General features: G+C 64.0%; 25 protein-coding genes. 12 read left to right on the forward strand and 13 right to left on the reverse strand.

Annotation, left to right across the window (positions count from 1 at the left end; genetic code table 11):
• Positions 1-8: 8 nt before the first annotated feature.
• The 5 genes from fliP to fliL all read right to left on the reverse strand — a co-directional run bounded on the left by fliP (position 9) and on the right by fliL (position 3,451).
• Positions 9-821 (reverse strand): flagellar type III secretion system pore protein FliP, encoded by an 813-nt coding sequence (gene fliP, locus ACO550_RS29225; RefSeq protein WP_315595634.1) that lies wholly within the window; start codon positions 819-821, stop codon positions 9-11.
• A complete protein-coding gene (gene fliO / locus ACO550_RS29230) occupies positions 818-1,351 on the reverse strand; it encodes a flagellar biosynthetic protein FliO (protein WP_315595633.1) in 534 nt (177 codons plus the stop codon). The genes fliP and fliO overlap by 4 nt, the downstream gene beginning before the upstream one ends.
• On the reverse strand, positions 1,348-1,815 hold the full coding sequence (gene fliN / locus ACO550_RS29235) for a flagellar motor switch protein FliN (RefSeq protein WP_315595632.1): 468 nt from the start codon (positions 1,813-1,815) through the stop codon (positions 1,348-1,350). The genes fliO and fliN overlap by 4 nt, the downstream gene beginning before the upstream one ends.
• Positions 1,808-2,818, reverse strand: a complete 1,011-nt coding sequence (gene fliM / locus ACO550_RS29240; RefSeq protein ID WP_315595631.1) for a flagellar motor switch protein FliM — start codon at positions 2,816-2,818, stop codon at positions 1,808-1,810. The genes fliN and fliM overlap by 8 nt, the downstream gene beginning before the upstream one ends.
• A gap of 144 nt (positions 2,819-2,962) precedes the next feature.
• Entirely contained in the window at positions 2,963-3,451 is a 489-nt protein-coding gene (gene fliL / locus ACO550_RS29245) for a flagellar basal body-associated protein FliL (protein ID WP_315595630.1), read from the reverse strand.
• Positions 3,452-3,948: 497 nt separating this feature from the next.
• On the opposite strand from fliL, the gene acnB reads away from it, so the two are divergent.
• Positions 3,949-6,540: a bifunctional aconitate hydratase 2/2-methylisocitrate dehydratase gene (gene acnB, locus ACO550_RS29250; protein ID WP_315595629.1), complete on the forward strand. Its 2,592-nt coding sequence runs from the start codon at positions 3,949-3,951 to the stop codon at positions 6,538-6,540.
• Positions 6,541-6,676: 136 nt separating this feature from the next.
• On the forward strand, positions 6,677-7,342 hold the full coding sequence (locus ACO550_RS29255) for a GntR family transcriptional regulator (RefSeq protein WP_315595667.1): 666 nt from the start codon (positions 6,677-6,679) through the stop codon (positions 7,340-7,342).
• Positions 7,343-7,388: 46 nt separating this feature from the next.
• Here ACO550_RS29255 and ACO550_RS29260 read toward each other — a convergent pair whose 3' ends face one another.
• From ACO550_RS29260 to ACO550_RS29295, 8 genes are all read right to left on the reverse strand, one after another.
• Positions 7,389-8,579 carry a porin gene (locus tag ACO550_RS29260; protein WP_315595628.1) on the reverse strand — a complete coding sequence of 397 codons (1,191 nt, stop codon included), beginning with the start codon at positions 8,577-8,579 and terminating at the stop codon, positions 7,389-7,391.
• 51 nt (positions 8,580-8,630) lie between these two features.
• A complete protein-coding gene (locus ACO550_RS29265; RefSeq protein ID WP_315595627.1) occupies positions 8,631-9,182 on the reverse strand; it encodes a flavin reductase family protein in 552 nt (183 codons plus the stop codon).
• A 74-nt stretch (positions 9,183-9,256) separates the two neighbouring features.
• A complete protein-coding gene (locus ACO550_RS29270) occupies positions 9,257-9,940 on the reverse strand; it encodes a 4-carboxy-4-hydroxy-2-oxoadipate aldolase/oxaloacetate decarboxylase (RefSeq protein WP_315595626.1) in 684 nt (227 codons plus the stop codon).
• Positions 9,937-10,623 (reverse strand): RraA family protein, encoded by a 687-nt coding sequence (locus ACO550_RS29275; protein WP_315595625.1) that lies wholly within the window; start codon positions 10,621-10,623, stop codon positions 9,937-9,939. Before ACO550_RS29275 ends, ACO550_RS29270 begins: the two co-directional genes overlap by 4 nt.
• A gap of 3 nt (positions 10,624-10,626) precedes the next feature.
• Complete coding sequence (locus ACO550_RS29280) at positions 10,627-11,289, reverse strand: RraA family protein (RefSeq protein WP_315595624.1); 663 nt, start codon at positions 11,287-11,289, stop codon at positions 10,627-10,629.
• 14 nt (positions 11,290-11,303) lie between these two features.
• Positions 11,304-12,302, reverse strand: coding sequence for a DODA-type extradiol aromatic ring-opening family dioxygenase (locus tag ACO550_RS29285; protein WP_315595623.1), 999 nt, complete (start codon positions 12,300-12,302; stop codon positions 11,304-11,306).
• Positions 12,303-12,341: 39 nt separating this feature from the next.
• Positions 12,342-13,355, reverse strand: a complete 1,014-nt coding sequence (locus tag ACO550_RS29290; RefSeq protein ID WP_315595622.1) for an amidohydrolase family protein — start codon at positions 13,353-13,355, stop codon at positions 12,342-12,344.
• A 28-nt stretch (positions 13,356-13,383) separates the two neighbouring features.
• The gene (locus tag ACO550_RS29295) at positions 13,384-14,346 is read right to left on the reverse strand and encodes a 2Fe-2S iron-sulfur cluster-binding protein (RefSeq protein WP_315595621.1); all 963 of its coding nucleotides are present in this window, start codon (positions 14,344-14,346) and stop codon (positions 13,384-13,386) included.
• Between the two features lie 271 nt (positions 14,347-14,617).
• Here ACO550_RS29295 and ACO550_RS29300 point away from each other — a divergent pair, with 271 nt between their 5' ends.
• From ACO550_RS29300 to ACO550_RS29345, 10 genes are all read left to right on the forward strand, one after another.
• Positions 14,618-15,757 carry a DUF6242 domain-containing protein gene (locus ACO550_RS29300; protein WP_315595620.1) on the forward strand — a complete coding sequence of 380 codons (1,140 nt, stop codon included), beginning with the start codon at positions 14,618-14,620 and terminating at the stop codon, positions 15,755-15,757.
• Between the two features lie 100 nt (positions 15,758-15,857).
• Positions 15,858-17,075, forward strand: coding sequence for an acyl-CoA dehydrogenase family protein (locus ACO550_RS29305; protein ID WP_315595619.1), 1,218 nt, complete (start codon positions 15,858-15,860; stop codon positions 17,073-17,075).
• Between the two features lie 23 nt (positions 17,076-17,098).
• On the forward strand, positions 17,099-17,407 hold the full coding sequence (locus tag ACO550_RS29310) for a hypothetical protein (protein WP_315595618.1): 309 nt from the start codon (positions 17,099-17,101) through the stop codon (positions 17,405-17,407).
• A 71-nt stretch (positions 17,408-17,478) separates the two neighbouring features.
• Positions 17,479-18,732 (forward strand): Rieske 2Fe-2S domain-containing protein, encoded by a 1,254-nt coding sequence (locus tag ACO550_RS29315; RefSeq protein ID WP_315595617.1) that lies wholly within the window; start codon positions 17,479-17,481, stop codon positions 18,730-18,732.
• A 7-nt stretch (positions 18,733-18,739) separates the two neighbouring features.
• The gene (locus ACO550_RS29320) at positions 18,740-19,537 is read left to right on the forward strand and encodes an amidohydrolase family protein (protein ID WP_315595666.1); all 798 of its coding nucleotides are present in this window, start codon (positions 18,740-18,742) and stop codon (positions 19,535-19,537) included.
• Position 19,538: 1 nt separating this feature from the next.
• Positions 19,539-20,642, forward strand: a complete 1,104-nt coding sequence (locus ACO550_RS29325; RefSeq protein WP_315595616.1) for a zinc-dependent alcohol dehydrogenase — start codon at positions 19,539-19,541, stop codon at positions 20,640-20,642.
• Between the two features lie 77 nt (positions 20,643-20,719).
• Positions 20,720-21,571: an amidohydrolase family protein gene (locus ACO550_RS29330; protein ID WP_315595615.1), complete on the forward strand. Its 852-nt coding sequence runs from the start codon at positions 20,720-20,722 to the stop codon at positions 21,569-21,571.
• Between the two features lies 1 nt (position 21,572).
• Entirely contained in the window at positions 21,573-22,268 is a 696-nt protein-coding gene (locus tag ACO550_RS29335) for a GntR family transcriptional regulator (RefSeq protein WP_315595614.1), read from the forward strand.
• Positions 22,269-22,536: 268 nt separating this feature from the next.
• The gene (locus ACO550_RS29340; RefSeq protein WP_315595613.1) at positions 22,537-23,613 is read left to right on the forward strand and encodes a porin; all 1,077 of its coding nucleotides are present in this window, start codon (positions 22,537-22,539) and stop codon (positions 23,611-23,613) included.
• A gap of 86 nt (positions 23,614-23,699) precedes the next feature.
• The gene (locus ACO550_RS29345; protein ID WP_315595612.1) at positions 23,700-24,749 is read left to right on the forward strand and encodes a Rieske 2Fe-2S domain-containing protein; all 1,050 of its coding nucleotides are present in this window, start codon (positions 23,700-23,702) and stop codon (positions 24,747-24,749) included.
• Positions 24,750-24,762: the final 13 nt, after the last annotated feature.

Consider the following 24,762-nt stretch of genomic DNA (forward strand, 5'->3'; position numbering starts at 1 on the left):
GGCTCCGCTCAGTTCATGAAACTCTGCGCCAGGGAACCCAGCAGCAGTTGCCAGCCATCGACCAGCACGAACAGCATCAGCTTGAACGGCAGCGAAATGGTGGCGGGTGGCACCATCATCATGCCCATTGCCATCAGCACACTGGCCACGACCAGGTCGATGATCAGGAATGGAATGAAGATCGTGAAGCCAATCTGGAATGCAGTCTTCAACTCGCTGGTCACGAAAGACGGCACCAGCACCGCGAACGGCACGTCGTCGGCGCTCTGCATTTCCGGCGTCTTGGCCATCTGGGCAAACATCGCCAGGTCCTTTTCGCGGGTCTGGCGCAGCATGAATGCACGCACCGGTACCGCGGCGCGTTGCGCGGCGGTTTCCAGGCTGATCTTGTTCTCGGACAGCGGCTTGTAGGCGTCGGTGTAGACCTTGTCGAACACCGGCGACATCACGAAGAAGGTCAGGAACAGCGACAGGCCCACCAGCACCTGGTTGGGTGGAGATGACGCCGTACCCAATGCGTTGCGCAGCAGGCCCAGCACGATGATGATGCGCGTGAAGCCCGTCATCATCAGCATGCCGGCCGGCAGGAACGACAGCGACGTCAGCAGGACCAGCGTCTGGATCGACAGCGACCAGGTCTGGCCGCCACCGGGACCCGGGCGGCTGGTCAGGCCAGGCAGTGACTGGGCCAGCGCGCTTTCGGGCGCGAGCCACAATGCCAGCGGCAACAACGCCAGCGCGGCGGTGCCGGCCACGCGCGACAGGCGCACGATGGGCTTCACGGGTTGCCGCTCGACGGCGGCGGCACGCGGCGAATTCATTTCTTGAGGTTTTCCTGCATGGCGCGCATCAGGCGCTCGCCAAAGCCGCCTTGCATCGGCTGGGACGGGTGCGAGGACGTGGGTGCGCCGCTGTCGGGCTGGGCCGGCAGAGTATGGAGCGGGCGGATTTCGTTGGGCGAGACACCGAGCACGAGCCAGGTGTCACCCACTTCCACGGTCACGATCTTCTGACGGGGACCCAGCATCAGGCTGCTTACGACCTTGATCGAGGCATTGCCGGTGCCATGGCGCACCAGGCCCACGCGACGCGCTACCCAGGCCATGGCCAGGATCAGCGCGATGACCGCGAACAGCCCCAATCCAGCCTGGGCCAGGCTGGCCCCGCTGCTGATGACCGGGGTGCTGCTGGCCGCGAAGTGACTCGCGGCGGCGCCGCTGGCGGGGTTGCCCGCCTGGGCGGTGCTCAGTACGACGTCAGCGGCCTGCGCGCCGGTCAAGGCAAGGCCCGCGAGGGCGATGCCGGAGGCAATGCGCGCGGCAGCTGCAAACCGGCGCGAGGCGGCTGTCATTTGTTGAGCTTCCGGATACGTTCGGACGGCGTGATGATGTCGGTCAGGCGAATCCCGAACTTGTCGTTCACCACCACCACCTCGCCCTGGGCGATCAGGTAGCCGTTCACGAGCACGTCCATCGGTTCGCCGGCCAGGCCGTCGAGCTCCACTACGGAACCTTGCGCCAGTTGCAGCAGGTTCTTGATGGGTACCTTGGTGCGGCCCAGTTCCACGGTCAGCTGCACCGGGATATCGAGAATCATCCCGATATCGTTGTGGAATCCGCTCGGCGCTTCTTGCGCCAGCGGCGGGAACACGGTGGAAGCCGCGGGCGTGGCGGCAGGCATGGCCTGTGCCGCCGGGGCGGTGGTCGCGGCCGGTGCGGCAGCGGGCGCCACCTGCTCGGCGCTGGTCTGCTCCGCCAGGGCGCTGGCCCAATCGTCCATCGGATCGACCGGCTTGTCCTGAGTGCCGTCAGTCATGATCGGTTTCCTTGTTGGAATCGCTGTCTTGGTAGTTGATCATTCGTTCCACGCGCAGTGCGTACTGGCCATTCATGGTGCCGAAACCGCACTGCATGACGGGCACGCCGTCGACCTTGCCGAAAATCTTCTCGGGCAGTTCGATCGGCAGCACGTCGCCCTGGCGCAGGGCCAGTACCTCGGCCACGGTGCTGCGGATGTGTGCGAATTCGGCCACCAGTTCGACTTCGGCGGCACGCAACTGGTTGGAAAGCTGGCCGAGCCAGCGCTTGTCCACCTCGACTTCGTCCTGCAGCGGATTCATCAGCAGATCACGCAGCGGCTCGATCATCGAGAAGGGAATGCAGATATGCAGTTGTCCGCCCACGGCGCCCAGTTCGATATGGAACGCGGTGGTTACCACGGCATCGTTCGGGCCGGCCACGTTGGCGAACTTGGTGTGCATCTCCGAGCGGACATAGTCGAACTCGATCGGATGCACGGTGCCCCAGGCCTGGCTGTAGCTGTTCAGCGTCAGGTCGAGCATGCGGCGGATGATGCGCTGCTCGGTCTGCGTGAAGTCGCGGCCTTCCACGCGGGTATGGAACCGGCCATCGCCGCCGAACAGGTTGTCGACGACCAGGAAGACCAGGTTCGGGTCATACACGAACAGCGCGGTGCCCCGCAGCGGCTTCATGTGGACCAGGTTCAGGTTGGTCGGCACGGGCAGGTTGCGCACGAAATCGCCGTACTTCTCGATCCTTACGGTGCCCACCGAGATGTCGGCGCCGCGGCGGATGAAGTTGAACAGCGCCGTGCGCAGCGCGCGGGCAAAACGCTCGTTGATGATTTCGAGCGTGTGCAGGCGGCCCCGGACCACGCGTTCCTGGTTGGCCAGGTTGTACGGCCGTACGCCGCCTTCCTCGACCACCGGTGCGCTTGCGGTTGGCGTATCGGCTTCGCCAGATACGCCTTTCAGTAGTTCGTCTACCTCGTCCTGCGAGAGGAACTTGTCGTAGGCCATCTAGTGTCCTGCCCCGTGAACGGCTGTAAGGATGAAACGGTCCATGTCCATCTTCAGGCGCCGCGCACGGCGCGGCGGCAGTAGAGGGAATCGGCGGGCAGTTTCATATCGGTTTGGCTCTGGGTTCGCGGCGCAGGTACGGCTTTACTGCACCACGAACGATGTAAACAAGACATCCAGCACTTTCTGCGGCGGCAGGCTCGGGGCAAACGGCTGGCTGATAGCCGCCTGGATGTCCTGGGCCAGCTTGCGCTTGCCTTCCACCGTGGCCAGGTCCGCGGGCTGGCGCGCCGAGAGCAGCAGCAGGATGCGGCTGCGTGCTTCCGGCTGGTACTGCGCCAGGCGGGCCTGCGTTTCCGCGTCACCCACCTTGAGCGACAGCCCGGTGTGCAGGAAACGGTCGCCGTCGTCGCTCTTCAGGTTCACGGTGAACGCATCCAGCGGCACGAAAATCGGCGGCGGCAGGACCGGGGCAGCCGGAGCCGCCGGCTGGTGATTGCCGCTGAGAACGCTGCCCAGTACGAAGCCGCCTGCGGCCAGCGCCACCACCAGCACGCCGCCGCCGATCAGCATCAGTCGGCCGCGCTTGCTCGTGTTGCCGCCGTTCTGGGAGGGGGAAAGCGTGTTCGCCATGAGATGCCTGTGTCGGAATGCCTGCAATTCTTCCCGAATCGCGGGCAAGCAAAGGGCCGATAAAAAGGGGGAAACCCGCTCAGCTTGGCCGTTTGAGCTGGTCGGGCATCGGGCGCAGGGGCGCATCGGCGCGCCATTTGCGCCTGCATGCTGGTTAACGATAAAGGGGCGCGGAACTTAAGACATCTATGACGTGTGAACCGCCGATGATAGGGCTGTATGGCGCATGCGGCACATTCAATGTGCGCGCGATGGCATGTCGAAGCACAAGGCTGTGTGGGGACGATGCGACGTCATTTCTGCAGGTTTGCGCAGTCTTGCAGCCGCCAACCGTTGCTGCGCCTCGTTTCATGTTGTTTAACTCTTATATAAGATATAAGACGTTTGATCTGAGTCCGTCTTCGGATTACAATCACGCGGCAACTGGAGGTTCTGCGCCACCAGTCCACAAGAGACAAGCCAGTACCGTTACAAACCCCTATTAACAGCAGGTTCCCATGCTTGATACCTATCGCGCCCATGTCGCCGAACGCGCCGCGCTTGGCATTCCTCCTCTGCCGCTGACCGCCAAGCAGACTGCCGAGTTGATCGAACTGATCAAGAACCCGCCGGCGGGCGAGGAGCAGGCCCTGGTGGACCTGATTACCTACCGCGTGCCGGCTGGCGTGGATGACGCCGCCAAGGTCAAGGCCTCGTACCTGGCCGCCGTGGCCCTGGGTTCGGAAAAGACTCCGCTGATCTCGCGCGCCCGCGCCACCGAACTGCTCGGCACCATGCTGGGCGGCTACAACATCTCGCCGCTGATCGAACTGCTGGACGACGCCGAAGTCGGTACCGTCGCTGGCGAAGCGCTCAAGAAGACGCTGCTGATGTTCGACGCCTTCCATGACGTGAAGGAAAAGGCCGACAAGGGCAACGCCAACGCCAAGTCCGTGCTGCAAAGCTGGGCCGATGCCGAATGGTTCACGAGCCGTCCGGAACTGCCGCAATCGCTGACGATCACCGTGTTCAAGGTGCCGGGCGAAACCAATACCGACGACCTGTCGCCGGCCCCGGACGCCACCACGCGCCCGGACATTCCGATGCACGCGCTGGCCATGCTGAAGAACAAGCGCGAGGGCGCTGCGTTCCAGCCTGAAGAAGACGGCAAGCGCGGCCCGGTGGCGTTCATCGAGTCGCTGAAGGAAAAGGGCAACCTCGTGGCCTACGTGGGCGACGTGGTCGGTACCGGTTCGAGCCGCAAGTCGGCCACCAACTCGGTGCTGTGGTTCACCGGCGAAGACATCCCGTTCGTGCCGAACAAGCGTTTCGGCGGCGTGTGCCTGGGCAGCAAGATTGCTCCGATCTTCTACAACACGATGGAAGACGCCGGCGCACTGCCGATCGAACTCGACGTGTCGCAGATGGAAATGGGCGACGTCGTGGAACTGCGCCCCTATGAAGGCAAGGCCCTCAAGAACGGCGCGGTAATCTCCGAATTCAAGGTCAAGTCCGACGTGCTGTTCGACGAAGTGCGCGCCGGCGGCCGCATTCCGCTGATCATCGGCCGTGGCCTGACCGCCAAGGCCCGCGAGGCACTGGGCCTGGCACCGTCGACGCTGTTCCGCCTGCCGCAGAACCCGGTCGATACGGGCAAGGGCTTCACGCTGGCCCAGAAGATGGTGGGCCGCGCCTGCGGTCTGGCAGAAGGCAAGGGTATCCGCCCGGGCACGTACTGCGAACCGAAGATGACCTCGGTGGGCTCGCAGGACACCACTGGCCCGATGACGCGCGACGAGTTGAAGGACCTGGCCTGCCTGGGCTTCTCGGCCGACCTCGTGATGCAGTCGTTCTGCCACACCGCCGCTTACCCGAAGCCGGTGGACGTGAAGACGCACCACACGCTGCCGCAGTTCATCAGCACCCGTGGCGGCATCTCGCTGCGCCCTGGCGACGGCGTGATTCACTCGTGGCTGAACCGCATGCTGCTGCCCGACACCGTGGGCACGGGCGGTGACTCGCACACCCGCTTCCCGATCGGTATCAGCTTCCCGGCCGGTTCGGGCCTGGTGGCTTTTGCCGCCGCCACCGGCGTGATGCCGCTGGACATGCCGGAATCGGTGCTGGTCCGCTTCAAGGGCAAGATGCAGCCGGGCGTTACGCTGCGCGACCTGGTCAACGCCATTCCGCTGTACGCGATCAAGCAGGACCTGCTGACCGTGGCCAAGCAAGGCAAGAAGAACATCTTCTCGGGCCGTATCCTTGAAATCGAAGGCCTGCCCGACCTGAAGGTGGAACAGGCTTTCGAACTGTCCGACGCTTCGGCCGAACGTTCGGCCGCCGGTTGCTCGGTGCGCCTGAACAAGGAACCGATCATCGAATACATCAACAGCAACATCACGCTGCTGAAGTGGATGATCGCCGAAGGCTACCAGGACCCGCGCAGCCTGCAGCGCCGTATCAAGGCCATGGAAGCATGGCTGGCCGATCCGAAGCTGCTGGAGCCGGACGCCGACGCCGAATACGCAGCCGTGATCGAGATCGACCTGGCCGACGTGCATGAGCCGATCGTGGCCTGCCCGAACGACCCGGACGACGTGAAGACGCTGGCAGATGTGGCTGGTGCGAAGATCGACGAAGTGTTCATCGGTTCGTGCATGACCAACATCGGCCACTTCCGCGCCGCTTCGAAGTTGCTGGAAGGCAAGCGCGACATCCCCGTGAAGCTGTGGGTTGCGCCGCCGACCAAGATGGACCAGAAGCAACTGACCGAGGAAGGCCACTACGGTGTGTTCGGCACGGCCGGTGCGCGTACCGAAATGCCGGGTTGCTCGCTGTGCATGGGTAACCAGGCACAGGTGCGCGAAGGCGCGACCGTGATGTCGACGTCGACGCGTAACTTCCCGAACCGTCTGGGCAAGAACACGAACGTGTACCTCGGTTCCGCCGAACTGGCAGCCATCTGCTCGCGCCTGGGTCGCATCCCGACCAAGGAAGAGTACATGGCCGACATGGGCGTGCTGAACGCCAACGGCGACAAGATCTACAAGTACATGAACTTCGACCAGATCGAAGACTTCAAGCAAGTGGCTGACACGGTGTCGATGTAATCGACGTCAGGTTCAAGAAGCCCCGATGCGCAAGCATCGGGGTTTTTTTTCGTCTATGCTCACCAGGGCTGACTGTGGTTCGTGGAGTCTATATAATTGCATGCAATATTGCATAACAAGCTCCAACATGAAAAGCATGTCCAGCCAGGAACTTAGCGGGATCGATATCCCGGCCCAGATTGCGCAGGAAACGCGCAAGCTGATCAATCGGGGAACCCTCTCCCCGGGATTGCAACTGCGGCAATCCGATCTGGCCGAGCGCTTTGGCATCAGCCGGGTGCCGGTGCGTGAAGCGCTGAAGCTGCTGGCGGCAGAGGGCATCATCGAGCACGATCCGAATCGTGGTTTTTTCGTGGCCCCGCTGTCTTCCGATGAAGCGCGTCAGCTCTACCAGATGCGCCATCTGCTGGAAGCGGAATTGCTGGCCAGCATCGAGTGGCCGACGCCGGCTCAGATCAAGTTGCTCAAGGCCCGGCTGGCGGAGCTTGAAGAACTGCTGGCCGAAGGCAAGCGCTCGGAATGGATCGAGCAGCACCGCGCCTTTCATGACGCGATCTTTGAACTGTCTCCCAACAAGGTGCTCAAGCGCGAGGCGCTGCGGCTGATGCGGCTGACCGATCGCTATCGCTCGCTGGCGGCCGACCATACGCTGCGCCGCGAGCATATGAGCGCGAATGTGGAGCAGAAACTGGTGAAGGCGCTAAGCACCAAGGACCGCCAGATGCTGCTGGATGCCTACGATCAGGGTCGCCAACTGGTGCTGACGGGTTTGATGGAAGTACTGGCAGCGCGAGGCGTATAAAGATCAGGCACCAGGCCACGCGCTCGCATCGCCAGTTTCGGTGGGATCAGAACCGATGCATCATGCCGATCTGTGCGACTGACTGGATCTTGCCGTTGGCCAGGATATTGCCGATCTCCGCGGCATAGGCGCCGTTGGTGCGCTGGTACACCCCGACCAGATAGATGGCCGTGCGCTTGGAGAAGGTATAGGTCAACTGCAGCGCACCCTGGTTGATGATCACGTTCTTGAGCAGCGCGTTGCCGTTCTCGTAGGTGTAGGTGCCGCCCAGGATCAGGTCGGGTGTCAGCTCATAGCCGATGCCAGCGGCCAATGCATAGATCTTGGCGCCGGTCTCGGTGTTGCGTGCATCGCTGTACATGCCGGTGATATCGAAGCCGTACACCTTGGTGCGCGCGCCGGCCAGCAGGTTGGCGATGCCGCCGTGCCCACCGGCCACCGCCGCGAACTTCTGCTCGGTATAGACCACCGCCGCCCGCGTGTCACCATTGCGGTAACCAATCACCGCGCTCTTGCCGGTATTGGCGGAGTTGTCGCCCGCCACCTCTCCGAGGCTGTACATCGCGCCGACCGAGAATCCCGCGAACTCGTCGCTCGTCACCTTGATGGCGTTCGACATGCGCTTGCCACCCACACGATCCCAGTTGATGGCCGACATGCCAACCGGCACACCATTCGCGTTGGTGATCGGCGCATATGGCGAACCGGAAATTCCCGCGGCAATCTGTGCCGGGCCCTTCAGGCCGAGCAGGTCCGCGCCGAAGCTGCCGGTGCGGAAGTTCAGCATGCCCCCGGCGATGCCGGTGGCCGGGTCGATCGCACCAATCAGGAAATAGTCGAAGGCGAAGTCATTCTGCTGGCCAAGGCGAAAGCCGCCAAGCCCGGTCTTGCGCAAGCCTACCCAGGCGGAGTTCTCGAACAATGCGCCGCGGGACTGCGGATCGAGCGAGCCGGTGCTGAGCGAGATCATCGAGTCCAGGCTGAACGATGCCTTCAGTCCCCCGCCCAGGTCTTCCGTGCCGCGAAAGTAGAACTTGGACGGATAGATGGCGGAGTCCTGCATGCGCACCTGCGAGTGGCCGCCATTGTCGCGGTAGATGGCGATGCCTTCGTCGAGCAGGCCGCCGATGGTTAGGCCGCTGGGCTGCGCGTGGACCGTTGCAGCGGCTCCAAGTAATGCGATGCCAAACGACAGGTATAGATATCTTCCTGCTTTTGTGGGTTGGCGAAAGAACATTGTGTCTCCTCTATTTTTGCTGTTTTATGGTGTTGCTGTGTTTAACTGCTGCTAATCGACTGCCTCCGGATTCCAGGACGGGATCCATAGCAGCTCTTGCGCCGAAGCTGGATGCGTCGATGCAAATTCCCCGTAGCTGCCGTGCGCGTAGAGCAGCGGCCTGGCGCGCTCATTGCGGATCTGTACGGCTTCGATCGCGCCGAACAGGATGCCGTGTGTGCCCACGTCCAGCGCGCTGGCGACCCGGCAATCGAAGCCGACCAGCGCGTCATGCAGCAGCGGCGCACCGGTAGACCGGCGATCCCAGCAACCTTGGGAGAATTTTTCCTCCGATGGCAGCGGGCTGGCGAAGCGGTCGGCAAGATAACGGCTTTCCAGCGCCAATACGTTCACGGCAAAGACGCCGGCTTTCTGGATGGCCTGGAACGACGCGCTGTTGCGGTTGACGCAGACCAGCAGGGTGGGCGGGTCTGCCGATACAGAGCAGACCGCCGTGGCGGTCAGGCCGCTGCGGGACCCGTCCTCTGCGCATGTCGTGATAAGGCACACGTGACCCGCCAGCGAGCGCATGGCAGTCTTGAACTCGGTCGTGCTGATGCTCATGACTTTCTCCTTCCGCTTTGGTCCAGCGATACGCCTGCCTGCATGCAGGCGGTTTCGCTTATGGGAAGACGCCTTCAGTTCCAGCCAAAGATGTCGAGGGTCGTCTCGCCAGCCTTGAGGCGCCGGCATTGCTCGGCTTCCGCCGCTTCGCGCGCCAATCCGGCATCGACCACCTTGCCAGCGCGGTCGCGCGGAATGCACACCACACCGTCGCCATCGCCAACGATCAGGTCGCCGGCATGTACGGTGACATCGCCGAACACGGTGGGTGCATTGATCCAGCCGCGTGCGCCGAAGTCCTTCCCGGTGCCGCGAATGCAGAGGCCGCGTGCGAAAACGGGAAAGCCGAGTTCTTCGAGCAGTATGCCGTCACGCACACAGCCATCGATGACCAGGCCGGCAAGGCCGCGTACCTGGCTGGCGGTGGACATCACCTCGCCCCAATAGCCATGCTCGAACGCATCGCTGACCGACGCCACCAGCACGTCACCCGGTTGCGCGGCGTAGATGGCGCGGTGCAGCCACAGGTTGTCGCCACCAGGCGCGTGCACTGTCACCGCCGGTCCGCACAGGCGGAAGCCGGGCGCCACCGGCTTGATCACGGAGGGCAGGGCGCCAATCTTGCCGCCGGCTTCATGCAGGGTGGCTGTAGGAATCACACGGGCAGCTTCGACGACGGCCGGGGCCGTGCGTGCGAACTCCAGTTGCGTGGTCTCGCGCGGGTCGATCCGATCGGTTCGGTCAATGGTGAGGCTCATGCCTTGGCTCCTTCGGTGCGCGTCTGCAGTTGGTGGTAGCGGAACTGTTTGCGCGCTTCGTCCAGGCGCATGCCGCCCGCGACCGCGGCGCGGATGGCACCCTCTGCGGCCTCGATCTCTTCCGCCACGGCCAGGATGCGTTCCTCATGCTCGCGCGGGATCGACACCAGGCCGTCCGCATCACCGCGCAGGATGTCGTGCGGCGCAACGCGTACGTCGCCGATGTTCACCGGGACATTGGTCGCTTCCACCTGCACGCGGTCCTTGCCCGTGCGCATCCAGTTGTCGCGCGAATAGACCGGGTAGCCAAGGGCCAGGCACAGGTGGACGTCGCGGTTGATGCCGTCGATGACCGTGCCGGCAATGCCGCGGCGATGGGCGATCTCGGTCATGATGTCGCCCCAGACCGTGGCATCGGTACGGCCGCCGTTGTCGAGCACGACCACATGGCCGGGCGGCACGTCGTCGATAAAGTCGCCAACCGTGCCCGGCGGGCTTGCCGCGGGACCGTAGAGAATGGTGAATGCACGGCCCGTCATGCGGAAGGCGGGGTCGCGTGGCTTGATCGAGCGGCACTGGCCAACGATGCCGAGGCGGTCCATCGCGTCGCTGATGGTGGCGGTGTCGAGCTTCGATGCACGCGCGACGTTCTGGTCTTCAATTTGTTGCGTTTGTTCCGACATGGCTTATTCCTTCAGCATGAATTCGTAGTTGCCGCCCATCACCTGGCTCATCGGCGTGCCGGCCAGTACGGCCTTGGCCATGCGGGCCTCGCGCGCGACGATGGCTTCGGCGGTCTCCAGCACACGTTCAATATCTGCCGCGGCGATGAAGATGACCGCGCTGCGGTCTGCCAGCACGTAGTCGCCGGGCGCCACATCGACGTCCCATACCTTGACCGGTACGTTGGTACCTTTCTCCACCACGCGGCCGCGCGCGGTGCGGGCCGTCAGCGAGCACGTGAAGATGGGGAAGTCCATGGCGCGCGCTTCGTCGATGTCGCGCACCGGGCCGTCGGCCACCACGCCGGCAATCCCCTTCACTTTTGCACCTAGCGAGAGCATGCCGCCCCAGCTGCCAGCCTCTACGCCGCTGCGTTGTTCCACGACGATCACGTCGTCGGGCCCGCCAGCCTCGATGGCGGTGGTCCCGAGGTGACGCGGCTCACCCGGTGGCGGTGCGCCGGTTCCGAGCTTGACCGTGATCGACCGGCCGGCAATGCGGGCTTCGCCGGCTTCCTGCCGCACGCCGCTTACCACGCCAGCCAGGCCAAGTTTGTCCAGGGCGTCGGAAACCGCGCAGCAATCGAGCCGGCGCAGGCGGTGTACATATTCGTTTGGCTTGGTCATCCATTTGTCTCCGTTTAGTTGGCGGGGCGCCAGCATGCGAATCCCATCGCATTGCCGGTACCGGCTTCGCTGCGATAGCAGGGCACGTAGTCGACTACTTCCATCTCGAAGCCGAGCTCATCCATCGCGCCGGCCACCGGAATCCAGTTCTTCACCTCCGAGGTGCCGGCCTGGAAGATCGCTTCGCCGAGTCCTTCTACCGGCGCGAAGTCGTGCGCGCGCATGCTGTCGAGGATCAGGCGGTCGACTGCCTCGTCAATCACGAAGTGCGTCAGCCCGCCCGAAGCGATGATCGCCACGCGGGCATCGCTGTCCCACGACCGGATCGCGCGGGCGAGCGAGCGTCCGAACGCATGGCAGCGACCGGCGGTGGGCTGGTTCGGTGGATAGAACGTGTTGATCAGTACCGGGACTGTCGGAATGACCTGGTCCTTCATCAACTGCCGGAACACGAAGCCGAATGCGTGAGGTGTTTCGGTGGCCGACAGGTGCTTCAGGGCGGTGACGTCGAAGTTGTCGGCCACGGCGGATTCGATCAGGTGCCGGCCAAGCGCCGGCACACCGGCGTAGGTTGCCTCCGCGGGCATGTAGCCGGGCATCGCGTGAGCCACGCCCGGAGGCAGCCGCGACAGCTTCTCGTCGCTGATCATGTTGTTGACGATGGTCTCGCCCCACATCACGCTGAAGGCGGGCACCAGCATGTCGTCGAAGATTTCCATCTGGTCGTTGCCCACGATCACGGCAACGTCCGGGCGGGCTTCGGCAAGGATTTGCCCCATGCGTTCGATGGCTTGCAGGCAGCGCGCGTGGCGCGCCTCCCAGACCTCGGGCGTGATCTGCGCGGCAAGGTTCTCCGATGCGCGCTCCCTGACCAGCTCGTCAAAGGTCCAGGTGCTGCCCTTGTAGTGATGCAGGCTGCGGCGATCATCGGGCAGGCGCGAGCCCCATGTTTGCGGCGGCGTGACCAGCATGGGCCCATGCGAGGTGCCCATGCCGAGTACGATTTTTGCCATGTTGTCTCCTCGTTTCGAATCGGGTCGTGCCAGACCGCTTCAGCGGTAGGCGGCCAGATCGAGGTTGAAGAGCTTTTGCGCGTTGCCGTGGAAGATCATGTCCTTGTCTTCCGGCGACAGCCAATCGAAGCCCTCGATAAAGGGTTTGATGTCGTCGAACGTGCGGCCGGTGGCCGGATTGACCTGCGAGCCCACGCCGGGGCACTCGGCACCAAACAGGCAGCGATCCGCACCAACGGTCTTGATCAGCAGGCGCAGCGATTCTTCCGAATACAGCACGGTGTCGTAGTACAGGTTGCGCATGCCGGCCAGGAAGTCGCGACCCGCGCGCGCAGCGCCGGACTGGAAGCGGCCGATCTGGTACGGAATGGAACCGCCGCCATGCGACACGAGGACCTTCAACGACGGGAAGTCCTTGAACACATCGGAGTTGACCAGGCCGAAGACGGCGATGGTCTCTTCATTGATGAAGTGGACGGTGTAGGGCGAACGTGCGGAATGCGAGCCGGTGGCATGGATATGCGCGGGGATGTCGAGTTCGCACAGCTTCTCGTAGAGCGGATACCAGTAGCGGTCGCCCAGCGGCGGCGCTTCCGAACCATTGTTCTCGAACGGATCGGGATTGAGCAGCACGCCGCGGAAGCCCAGTTCCTTCACGCAACGCTCCAGCTCCGGCAGCACCACTTCGATCGGGTCGCCGGCCACCTGTGGCAGGCCGCCCACGCCGATGAAGCGCTTCGGCAGCAGCTTCACGGTACGCGCGATGATGTTGTTGGTTTCTTCCGTGAACCAGTGCACGAGCTTGCCCGGCTTGGTGCTGTGCATCATCTGGAACGGACGCGGAGACAGCAGCTGGACGGTGGTGCCGGCGCGGTCGAGCAGGTCGATATGGCCGGCTGGGCCCATCTCCTTGCGATTGGCGTAATGCAGGATTTCCTCGTCGGTTACCGGCGGCATCTTGCGGCCGTGCTCGCCGCGATGCGACAGGATGTGGGCCTTGTAGACCCAGAGTTCGGCGGGAGGGCTGACGTGGCCGTGGCAATCAATGATCATGGGGTGTCTCCGGTGTGGATGAAATGACTTACAGATCGAGGACCAGTCGCTCGCCCTTGCAGCCCGAGCAGCAGATCATCATGGTGTTGTTGGCGGCTTTCTCCGGATCGGAGAGGATGGCGTCGCGGTGATCGGGAATGCCTGACAGCACGCGCGTCTCGCAAGCACCGCACACGCCTTCCTCGCACGAGTGCGCGACTTCGACGCCTGCTTCCCTGAGTACCTGCAGGATGGTCTTGCCACCCGGTACCTGCAGCGACTTGCCGCTGCGGCTCAGCTCCACGGTGTAGCCACCGTCCAGCGCGGCCTCCTGCTTCGCGGTGAAATACTCGACGTGGACCTGCGCCGGCGGCAGTTGCGCCGTGGCGGCCTCGAACGCAGCGAGCATCGGACCGGGACCGCAGCAGTAGAAGTGCGCGTCCGCTGGCTGGCTGGCCACCAGCGCCGCGATGTCGAGCACGCCGCCGGCTTCGGCATCGATATGCAGGTGCAGGTTCTCGTAGCCCTGCAGCTCTTCCAGAAAGGCGACGTCGACGCGGTCGCGGCACGAATAGACCAGCGTCATCGAGCGGCCGAGCGCCTTCAGCCGCCTTGCCATGCAAAGGACCGGCGTAATGCCGATACCTCCGCCAATCAGCACGGAATGCGAGGCGGCCTCGTCCAGCGGAAAGTTGTTGCGCGGTGGCTCCACGTCGATGACCACGCCGGGGCGCAACTGGTCATGCATGAAGCTCGATCCGCCGCGGCTCTTGGGGTCGCGCTTTACACCGACCTGATAGTGCCGCTGGTTGGGTCCGCCTTCGAGCAGCGAGTACTGGCGCACCAGGCCATTGGGCAGATGCAGGCCGATGTGGGCGCCGGGTTCGCTCGCGGGAAGGGCGTTGCCTTCCGGCGATGCAAAGGCGTAGAGCAGGGTGTCGCGGGCCAGGTATTGGACCGACTCCAGGCGCAGCTTCAGCAAGGCGCCCGCGGAGGAGGGCTGGTCGTTCATGTGTTGTCTCCAGTTACTGCAGTCACGGATTGACAGGGCGGTTGCCTGCCGGCGCCTGGTGTCCGAGGCATCGGCTTTGGATTCCGGCTGCCTCGTCGTTGACGCGTAATTCTTTTTTGCATATTATTTCGACTAACAAGAAAAAAGTCAAAGACTCTCGCGGCGAGACTTTTCGTCAGACCGGCACGACTGCACAAGTCACTGGTGAGAGAACGGCGGTGGCATGGTGTGGCGCAACGCACCGTCCGCTTCACATGAAATGGAGAACAAATTGATCGCAGTCCTTTCTTGCAATGGCGGCACGGTCACGCACGGCAGCGGCCCCGCCAACCAGCTTTTCGTTGCCACGCTGCACGGCATGCATGTCTTTGAACGGGCGGGGCAAGGCGCCCCCTGGAAGCGCAAGCGTTCCACGCTGGAGGACCGTCATGTCAGCGCATTGCTCTATGAACCGCAGTCGGGGTTGCTGTTTGCCGGCGCGCACGGCAAGGGCGGCATGTGGTGCAGCCGCGATCTCGGTCTGACCTGGGAGCCGCGTGGCAATGGCCTGAAGAGCGAGCACATCTACACGCTGGCGGCGCAGCAGCGTGACGGCAAGGTGGTGCTCTACCTCGGCACGGAGCCATCAGCGCTGTATCGCAGCGACGATCTCGGTGAAAACTGGGTCGAGGTTTCCGCCATGCTCGCCGTGCCGGACCAGGACAAATGGACCTTCCCCCCGCCGCCTCATGTGGCACACGTCAAGAACGTGGCCTTCCACCCGGCGCATCCGGAGACGCTGTATGTGTGTATCGAACAAGGCGCATTGCTGAAGACCACGGACGACGGCGCGAACTGGACCGAGCCGCGCAGCTATGAGTCCGAGCAGGACAAGTTCTATCACGACAATCACCGTGTATTGATCCGCCAGTCGAATCCCGCGCAGCTGTTCATGTGTGGCGGCGAAGGCCTGCACTACAGCGCCGATGCCGGCGAGACCTGGAAACACCTGATGACGCGCGCGGACCGCATCGGCTATCCGGACGCGATGTTCATCGACCCGCGCGACGAGAACGTGCTTTATATCGCTGGACCCGGCAACGCACCGCGCGAGTGGGGTGCCAAGCGCAGCGCGGACGCTACGGTGATGCGCAGCGAGGATGGCGGCGAGACCTGGCAAGAGATTCGCAATGGCATGCCTGCCGAGGTGATCGGCAATATCGAAGGCATGGGCCTGTATCAGTGGGGCAACGAGGTCATGCTGCTGGCTGGCACCGCGACCGGCGAGGTCTACGCGAGCGAAGACGGCGGCGAGCACTGGCAGACCGTGGATGACGCTTTGCCGCCGATCTCGAAAGGCGGCCACTACCGCTGGTTCCTGCGCGTGGACGAGCGCGAAAAAGTGGAAGACCGCATGCGCACCGGCACCTGAGCCTCCCCGGCGCAACCATTTCATAACGACAAGTATTTGCCACGCCGCTGCTATCTGGCATGCGGTGCGGCAGCGTACGTCCTCACACAGGAGACAAGACGTGAGCACATCCCCCCTGGCAACTACATCCGGCGTGGTGCCCGTGCTGGCCAGCCATGACGCCGCCATCGCCGCGGCACGGGCGCTGCATGAGCGTATCCGCGCCCGCGCCGAACGGACCGAAAGCGAGCGCATCGTGTCCACCGAGACCATCCGTGACCTGATGGACGCGGGCCTGTTCGGCGTTGTGACACCACGCATGTTCGGTGGCTCCGAGCTTGGCTTCGCCACACTGGTGGACGTAACCGCCGAGATCGCCTCGGCGTGCGGCTCGACCGGCTGGGTCTATGGCGTGCTGGCCGGCCATAGCTGGATGCTGAACCTGTTCCCGCTGCAGGCCCAGCGCGAAGTCATGAACGCCGATCGGGTGCTGACCGCGACCGTATTCCGCCTTGGCGGTACCGTTACAGAAGTCGACGGTGGCTATCGCCTGGTGAATGGCGATGGGCGCTTCTGTTCCGGTATCGACCATGTGCAGTGGGTCATCGTCGGCAATGCGGTGCAGCGCGAAGGCCAGCCGCCCGAACCGCGCTTCTTCGTGGTGCCGCGTGAGGACATCGAGATCGTCGACGACTGGTTCACCGCGGGCATGCGTGGCACGGGCAGCCGTTCGATCCGTATTGCCGACACGTTCATTCCCGCGCACCGCTCGGTGTCGGTGAAAGAAATGATGTCCGGCATGAGCGACGAGACGGGCTCGGTGCGTGCACCGATCTATCGCATGCCGTTCCACAACGTGACGCCGTTCTCGCTGGTGGGTGCGCCGCTGGGCATGGCGCGCGCAGCCGTACGTTCGTTCAATGAAGGGCTCGCCGCACGGCTTGCCACGTTTACCAGCGAACAGGTGGCGGAGCAGTCGGCCACCTTTGCACGGGTTGCGGAATCCGTGGCCGAGATCGATGCCGCGCTGGCCGTGGTGCGCGAGGATGCGCGGCGCGTAGACGGTGCCGACGACCCCAAGTCGATCAGCGAGCTCGACTGGGCCCGCATTCCGCGCGACTGGGCCTATGCCGCGCAGAAGTCGCGCTATGCCGTGAACGCGCTGTTCGAGGCTGCCGGTGGCTCGGGCATCTACAACGCGTCGGAACTGCAGCGCATCTGGCGCGACGTCAACTCAGCGGCACAGCACTTCGCCTTTACGTGGGACAGCGCCATGACTGGCTACGGCCGCGCCGCGATTGGCCTGGCGCCGTCGAAATTTGGTCCGAAAGGCCGCTGAGCGTCAGGCAAACGGAGACCGACATGCATGCCGACGACCTGATTTCCATCGACGACTACTCCGCCGCAACGCTGTCGTCCGTGTGCGACCGGATGGCGGTTTCACACGAGGTGGAGCACATGATCTACCGGGAGTCCGAACTGGACGAAGTCTGGCGCCTGCTCGACGCCGACGTCGCCAATGCCGCGCGTGACGGCCGCAGCGTGCCGCAAGTGCAGCGCCTCGAGGCCATGCGCTCGCTGGTTATCGAAGCACACGACCTGGTCGGCAACGACGGAGACACCGTTGCCGCACGGGAACGCCTGAGCCGCGCCATTGCGCTTCTGGACTGAACCTCCGGACGCCGGCGCGCATTGAAGTATCCCCACACAGAAGACACACCGATTCAAGGATAGGAGGAACCATGCTTACTCGCGAAGACAACGATGTGCTGACCCAGGTCGGCCGTGGCACGCCGACGGGCGAACTGATCCGACGCTTCTGGATTCCGGCACTGCTGGCATCCGAGATCGCCGAGCCCGGTGGCAAGCCGGTGCGTGTGCGGCTGCTCGGTGAAGACCTGGTGGCGTTCCGCGACACCGACGGCAAGGTTGGCCTGCTCGACGAACAATGTCCGCACCGTCGCGCCTCGCTGGCGCTGGGCGACAACTCCGACGGCGGCTTGCGCTGCCTCTATCACGGCTGGAAGTTCGCCACCGACGGCACCTGCCTGGATACGCCCACCGAGCCGTCCGGTTCCGCGTTCTGCTCGCGCATCCGTGCGCAGGCCTATCCGACCCGCGAAGCCGGTGGTGTGATCTGGACCTATATGGGGCCGGCGGCGGAACAGCCGCAGTTTCCGGAGTTCGAGTGGCTGTCGTACCCCGCCGTCAACGCGGTGCCGTTCAAGGTGCTGGAAGACTGCAACTATGCACAGGCCGTGGAAGGCACCATCGACTCGGCACACGCCGGAGTGTTGCACCGCGAGCAGCCGTGGAGTGCACCCGCCAAGTACGACCACGAGCGTGACCTGCAGCCGAAGATCGAGGTCGAGTACACCAAGTACGGGCTGCGCTATGCGGGCGTGCGTAACTTCCGCGAGGAAGGCAAGCTGCATGCACGCGTGACCGAGGTGGTGCTGCCGTTCTTCACGCTGATTCCGCCCGATGGTTTCGGCGTGCGCAAGAACCGTCGCATGGCCAACGCATTCGTACCGCGCGATGATGAGTCGACCTGGCACATCCAGTGGTTCTTCGACGAGACCCAGCCGGTGGATGTCGACTACCGGATCGAGGAGGGTGGTCACTGGGTCGACGAGAACTTCCGCAAGCTGCTCAACGTCGACAACTGGTACAAGCAGGATCGCGAGCTGATGAAGACCGGCTCGATGTCGGGCATCAAGGGCATCCTGACGCAGGACCACGCGGTCAGCGAGACCCAGGGCCGCATCCTGGACCGCACCAAGGAACATCTGGGTACGTCGGACGTGGCAGTGGTGGCATGGCGCCGCCAGATGATCCGTACCGCGCGCGGGCTGGCCGAGCGTGGCGAGGTGCCGAGCGTGCTGACTGCGCCAATCCCGTTCCCGCAGATCCGTGCAGCCACGCTGATCTTCAGCAACCAGCGCACCTGGAAGCAGGAAGTCCCGCTCAACCCCGACGTGGCGTTGACCGCCTGACGTGACGATGCTGATCGACAGTCATGCCCACGTGTCGCCCGTCTGGTACGAGCCGGTTGAAACGCTGCTCGGCCAGATGGCGCGTCACGGCGTGGAGCGCGCGGTGCTGACCCAGATGATCGGGCAGGTGGACAACAGCTACCAGTTTGCCTGCGTGCAGGCACACCCGGGCTGCTTCGCCAACGTGGTGTGGGTCGACCCGGCGGCACCCGATGCGCCGGAGACCGTGGCGCGGCTGGCGGCGCAAGGCGCTGCCGGCGTGCGCCTGCGTCCCGGCGCGCGGTCGCCGGGCACCGATCCGCTTGCGATCTGGCGGGCGGCGCAGGCGTGCGGGCTGCCGGTCAGTTGCGTTGGCAATGCCGAGGCCTTCACGGCGCCGCCGTTCGAGGAGCTACTGCAAGCGCTGCCTGCGCTACCGGTCGTTCTCGAGCATCTTGGCGATACCAGCAAGCCGATGCTGACAGAGGCGGACGGTGAACTGCGCTACACGGTATTGCGGCTGGCCCGCTTCGACAACGTCAGCCTCAAGGTGCCGGGCTTCGGCGAACTGCTGCCGCGCGACCCGGCGGCGCTGCAAGGCGGCCGTACGTTCGGCGGTGCGGCCGCTGCGTTGCTGGAGTCCGCCATCGCCGCATTCGGTGCGCACCGGCTGATGTGGGGCAGTGATTTTCCCGTGGTAAGCAGCCGCGAAGGCTACGGCAATGCGCTGGCGCAGGTGCGGGAATGCCTGCTCGACCATTCCGCGCAGGTCCGCGATGCAATGCTGGGCGGCACCGCACGGCGCGTGTTCTGGAAGGAAACCTAAGATGACCAGGAAAGTAATGGCGGCCGTCAAGACCGATGTCGAGACGACCGAATTGAGAGAGTTCGACTACCCGCAGGTGCAGCCGGACTCCGGCATCCTCAAGGTAGAGGCGAGCGGCGTGGGCGGCAGCGATCCCGAGACGTACCGCAAGCCCGGGCACGCGCCCGTGATCATGGGGCACGAGAACGTTGGCACCATCGTCGAGCTGGGTCCGATTGCGCAGCAGCGCTGGGGCGTCAAGGCCGGCGACCGCGTGGCACTGCATGAGTACCTGCCGTGCTGGCATTGTGAATGGTGCATGAAGGGGGACTTCCGGCTCTGCATGGAAGTCGACTTCTTCAACGTGAAGGACCGGCTCAACACGCTGCGTTTCGGCATGTCCACCTGCAGTATCGCGCCCCATCTGTGGGGCGGGTACGCGCAATACATGCATCTGCCGCTGAATACGGTGATGCATGTCATCCCCCCGGACATGCCAGCGGCCCATGCCACGCTGGCGGTGCCATTCGGCAACGGTGTGCAGTGGGCTTGCAACGATGGCGGCGCCGGGCCGGGCAAGACCGTGCTGGTGTTCGGGCCCGGCCAGCAAGGCCTGGGTTGCGTGCTTGCGGCAAAGGCGGCGGGCTCGCTTGTGGTGATCCTGGCCGGCATGACGCGTGACCGTGCCCGGCTCGATCTGTCTCGGCGGCTGGGGGCCGACCTCGCCATCGACGTGCAGAAGCAGGATCTCCATGCCGAGGTCATGCGGCTGACGAAGGGGCGCGGCGTAGATGTTGTGGTCGATACCACCGGCGACCCCACGGGCGAAGTGGCGCAACTGGCCGTCGAGCTGGCTGCCAAGGGCGCATACCTGAGCCTGAACGGGCTTGAGCAGAGCGTGCCGATTGCGGAAATCAAGAAGCGCTACCTGACGGTGCGCGCACCGCGCGGTCGCAGCTATGCCGCAGTGGATCTGGCCCTGCGCTACATCGCGTCGGGCAAGTATCCACTCGATGAGGTGTGCTCCCATACGTACGGGCTCGCGCAGACCCATGAGGCGATCCTGGCCACGGCCGGCCGGGGTGTGGAAGGCGCTATCCACGTAACGGTGGATCCCTGGAAGTGATCTTGCCGAACCTATGGCAACCCCGGGGCAACCCCGGGGCAACCCCATGGCAACCCTATAACGAGGAGACTTTAACGATGATCGACAGTCACGCACACCTGATTTCCGCCGACGTGGAACGGTATCCACCTTCCCCGCTGAGCGGCGAACTGGAACCTGGCGCGCTGGACAACCCCGTCACCGTGGAGCGCCTGCTGGCACTGATGGACGAGCAGGGCGTGGAGCGCGCGCTCGCCGTGCAACGTGCGCATCTCTACGGCTTCAACAATGCCTATGTCTGCGATGCCGCGGCGCTGCATCCGGACCGCTTGCGCGCGCTGTGCATGGTGAACGCGCTGGACCCGGACATTCGCAAACAGGTGCGCCACTGGGTGGGCGAACGCGGTGCCGTCGGCATTCGCATGACCGAACCGGCCAAGGGTTCGGATCCGTCCTGGTTCGCATCGCCCGAGGCCATGGCGGCATGGGAGACCGTAGCGGAATTCGGTGGCTCGGTGCGGCTGCATTTCTATCGCTGGAACCGGCTCGCATGTCTGGCGGCGCTGAAGCCGGTGTTGGCCGCATTTCCGCAGACGACGGTCGTGCTCGATCACTTCTCGAACATCGTGGGCGAATCGGGCGCGCCCGACCATGGCGTCGATGCGGCATTGCTGGAGATGGTCGAGCATCCCAATGTCCATCTGCTGTACTCGATGATCAATCTGGGCAAGCTGGCCGCGCAGCAGATGTCCGCGGCGCCAATGGTCGAGCGCGTGGTGCGCGAGTTTGGCGCGGACCGTGTGATGTGGGGTTCAGACATCGCGCAGTCGAAAGGCACGTATGCCCAGATGGTTGCGCTGGCACGCGAGTCGGTGTCGCTGCTGTCGGAAGCCGACCAGCGCAAGGTGCTGCACGAGACCGCACGCACGGTGTACTGGGGCGGGCGTTGATATGGGCCGGCGCGAGGTATTTTCCCTGCCTGCGGCGCCAGCCTTACGTGCGACCGACGTCGATATCCCGTCGCGGCTCGCGGCCGAGCTCCGCGAACTGATCAATGACGGCAAGCTGTCACCGGGACAGCAGTTGCGGCAGCAAGACCTGGCCAGGCGCTTCGGCATCAGCCGTGTGCCGGTCAGGGAAACATTGAGCCTGCTGGTGGCTGAGCAAGCGGTCTGCCACGATCCCAATCGCGGATTCCACGTCGCGCCACTCTCCGGCAGCGAGGCGCGACAGCTCTATCGCGTGCGCCATTTGCTGGAAACCGAACTGTTGTCGACGGTGCGCTGGCCCACTGCCGACGAACTTGCCGACCTGCGAGCGCGCCTCGCGGAACTTGACCGCTGCCTGGCGGATGGGGCGCGCGCCGCGTGGGTGCACGCGCATCGCGAATTCCATGGCGCCATCTTCTCGTTGTCGCCGGACTGGGTGTTACGGCGTGAAGTGATGCGCCTGATGCGTCAGACGGACCGTTACCGGGCGATGGCCCCACCTGCGTTTGCCGGATATCGCTTCCCTGCCGATCCGGAACACCATCTGGTGGATACGTTGGCCGTGCGGGACCGCGCTGCACTACTGGAGGCCTACCGGAGCGACCGCAGCACGGTGGAGACACACCTGCTGGCGTCGCTGGCCGCGCGCGGCCTCTGAGATGCGCGGTCTTCCGACTGGATCGTAACGGGGTTTACCCCGGGACCCGTCAAAAAGGATTGAAGCGATCCGCTTGGGTGTATAAGATTCGCAATACTAAATTGAATAACATTTTGACTGACGACCAGGCTGGATCACTGGCCAGGCGATCAGTACAAAGAAACACCTTCTGACACAGCGGCCCATGTCGCCGCTGGCAAAGAGTATGTAGCCCCCTTGCCGGTCGGTACACCGCTGGCAAGAACATAACTACTAGAAGGAGACAAACGTGCACAAAAGACTTGCCGGCGCAGCGCTTGCCGGATTGCTACCCCTTGCTGCTTCCGCCAGTAGCGTGACGCTCTACGGTGTTGCGGACAGTTTCGTCGGGTACTTTCGGAACTCGGAGCACAGCGTGACGAGCTTGAACAGTGGTGGGCTTGCCGGGTCACGCTGGGGGTTGCGCGGCGAAGAGGACCTGTCCACCGACCTGAAGGCGATCTTCGTACTCGAAGGTGGCTTCAATATGGACACTGGGACCACTGCGCAGGGTGGACGGCTGTTCGGCCGCCGCGCAACGGTCGGCATGCGCAGCAACAGCGTCGGCGAATTGGCGGCTGGCCGCCAACCGACGCCTGGCTACGATTTTTCTTCGACGTTCGATCCCGTACTGATGGCTCCCGGTTCCGTGGTCGCATCGCTCACGGGTGAGTCGAGCAACCCGTGGATGTTCAATCCGATCAACGATCCGGCGCGGTCCGATAACGCGATCCGCTACAACTCGCCGAGCTTTGGCGGCCTCACGGTTTCGGCCGCGCATGTTTTCAGCGAGAACACCGGCACGCCGGTCAACCGCAACTATGACGTGGTCACGCTGCTCTATTCGCGCAACAAGCTCACAGCCGGCTATGGTTTCGCACGCGCCACGGGTACCACCAACCTGACGCCCGACACCAGCCGACAGCTCGAGCACGCATTCGCCGCATCGTATGAAACGCCTTGGGCAACGCTGTATGGCACGTACCAACTGCGCTATCGGCTTGGCGCCGCGCACGATACCGCCTGGCAAGTCGGTTCGACCATTCCCGTCGGCGCCGCCGGCAACCTCAAGTTCAGCTACGGCATGCGCGACAGCGGCGTGCCGGATGGCCAGCCTTCCACGACTGCAACGGCGGACGTGCGCGCCTGGGCCATCGGCTACACCTACGACTTATCCAAGCGTACGACGCTGTATTCCTTCTTCAAGCGACTCGACAACCGTGGCTCGTCCAAGCAGACGATCTACCCGCCCGGCGGCCTGGTTGCGCCGACCCAGCTGAAGGAAAGCGTCAACGCGTTTGGCATTGGCATGTATCACCGCTTCTGAGTGCCCAGCCCGGAAGCGTGTCACGGCGCCGGCCTGTGGTCGGCCCGAAAACACCCAATCCACAACACACACCTGGAGTAAGAAAAATGTTCCTTCGCAATTGCTGGTACATGGTCGGATGGTCTACGGACTTCAACGCGGATGCCATCGTGCCCTTTACCCTGATGGACGAGCCGCTGGCGATCTACCGCAAGACCGACGGAACCCTGGCTGCGCTGGAGGACCGCTGCTGCCATCGCCTGGCACCGCTGTCGGTGGGACGCAAGGAGGGTGACGAACTGCGCTGCATGTACCACGGCCTCAAGTTCGCGGCGGACGGACGTTGCACCGAGGTACCGGGCCAGGACCGCATCTCGCCGCGCGTCTGCGTGCGCGCCTATCCGATCGTGGAGAAACACGGCGCGGCGTGGGTCTGGATGGGCGAGCCGGAGAAGGCCGACGAGGCGCTGGTGCCGCCAATCATCGGCCCGGACAATGCCGAATGGGCGATGGAATGCTCGACCTTCGACATGGACGTCAACGCCGAGCTGATCTCCGACAACCTGCTCGATCTCTCCCATGCCCCGTTCGTGCATGAGGCAACGTTCGGCGGCAGCGATCCGGTCGCGCTCAAGATGATGAAGGAGAGCGAGACCAAGCGCGGCGTGACCCAACTGGAGCGCGGCGTGCTGGCCGACCGCTGGCAACTCGGCCGTCAGTCGAATCCGTACTTCGGCGCGCGCCCGTGCGATGACCGTGTGGTCAGCCTGTTCCTGGTGCCGGGGGTGTTCATCCTGACCATCACCTCGTATGAGCCGGGCGTGCTTCAGCGCAACGAGGGCGATGAAGTGTCCGAGACGCCGATCTTCAAGCGCTGCACCAGCCAGATGATCACGCCGATCGGCAAGAACAAGTCGCGCTTCTTCTTCAATTTCGGGCCGTGGGCTCCCGCCGCCGATCTTAAGGATCACTGCTTTGGCATTGCCGATGCGGCATTCCAGGAAGACAAGGCGATGATCGAAGCCCAGCAGGACATGATCCACCGCTCGCCGGACCGCAAGTACGTGCTGCTGCCGATGGACCAGCCGATCGTTCGCTACAACGAGATCTACGCGCGCCTGCTGAGCGCAGAGCAGCCGGTTGCCGAGCCGGCCTGATCCGCTCCACCCG

Source organism: Cupriavidus sp. (assembly GCF_057315035.1).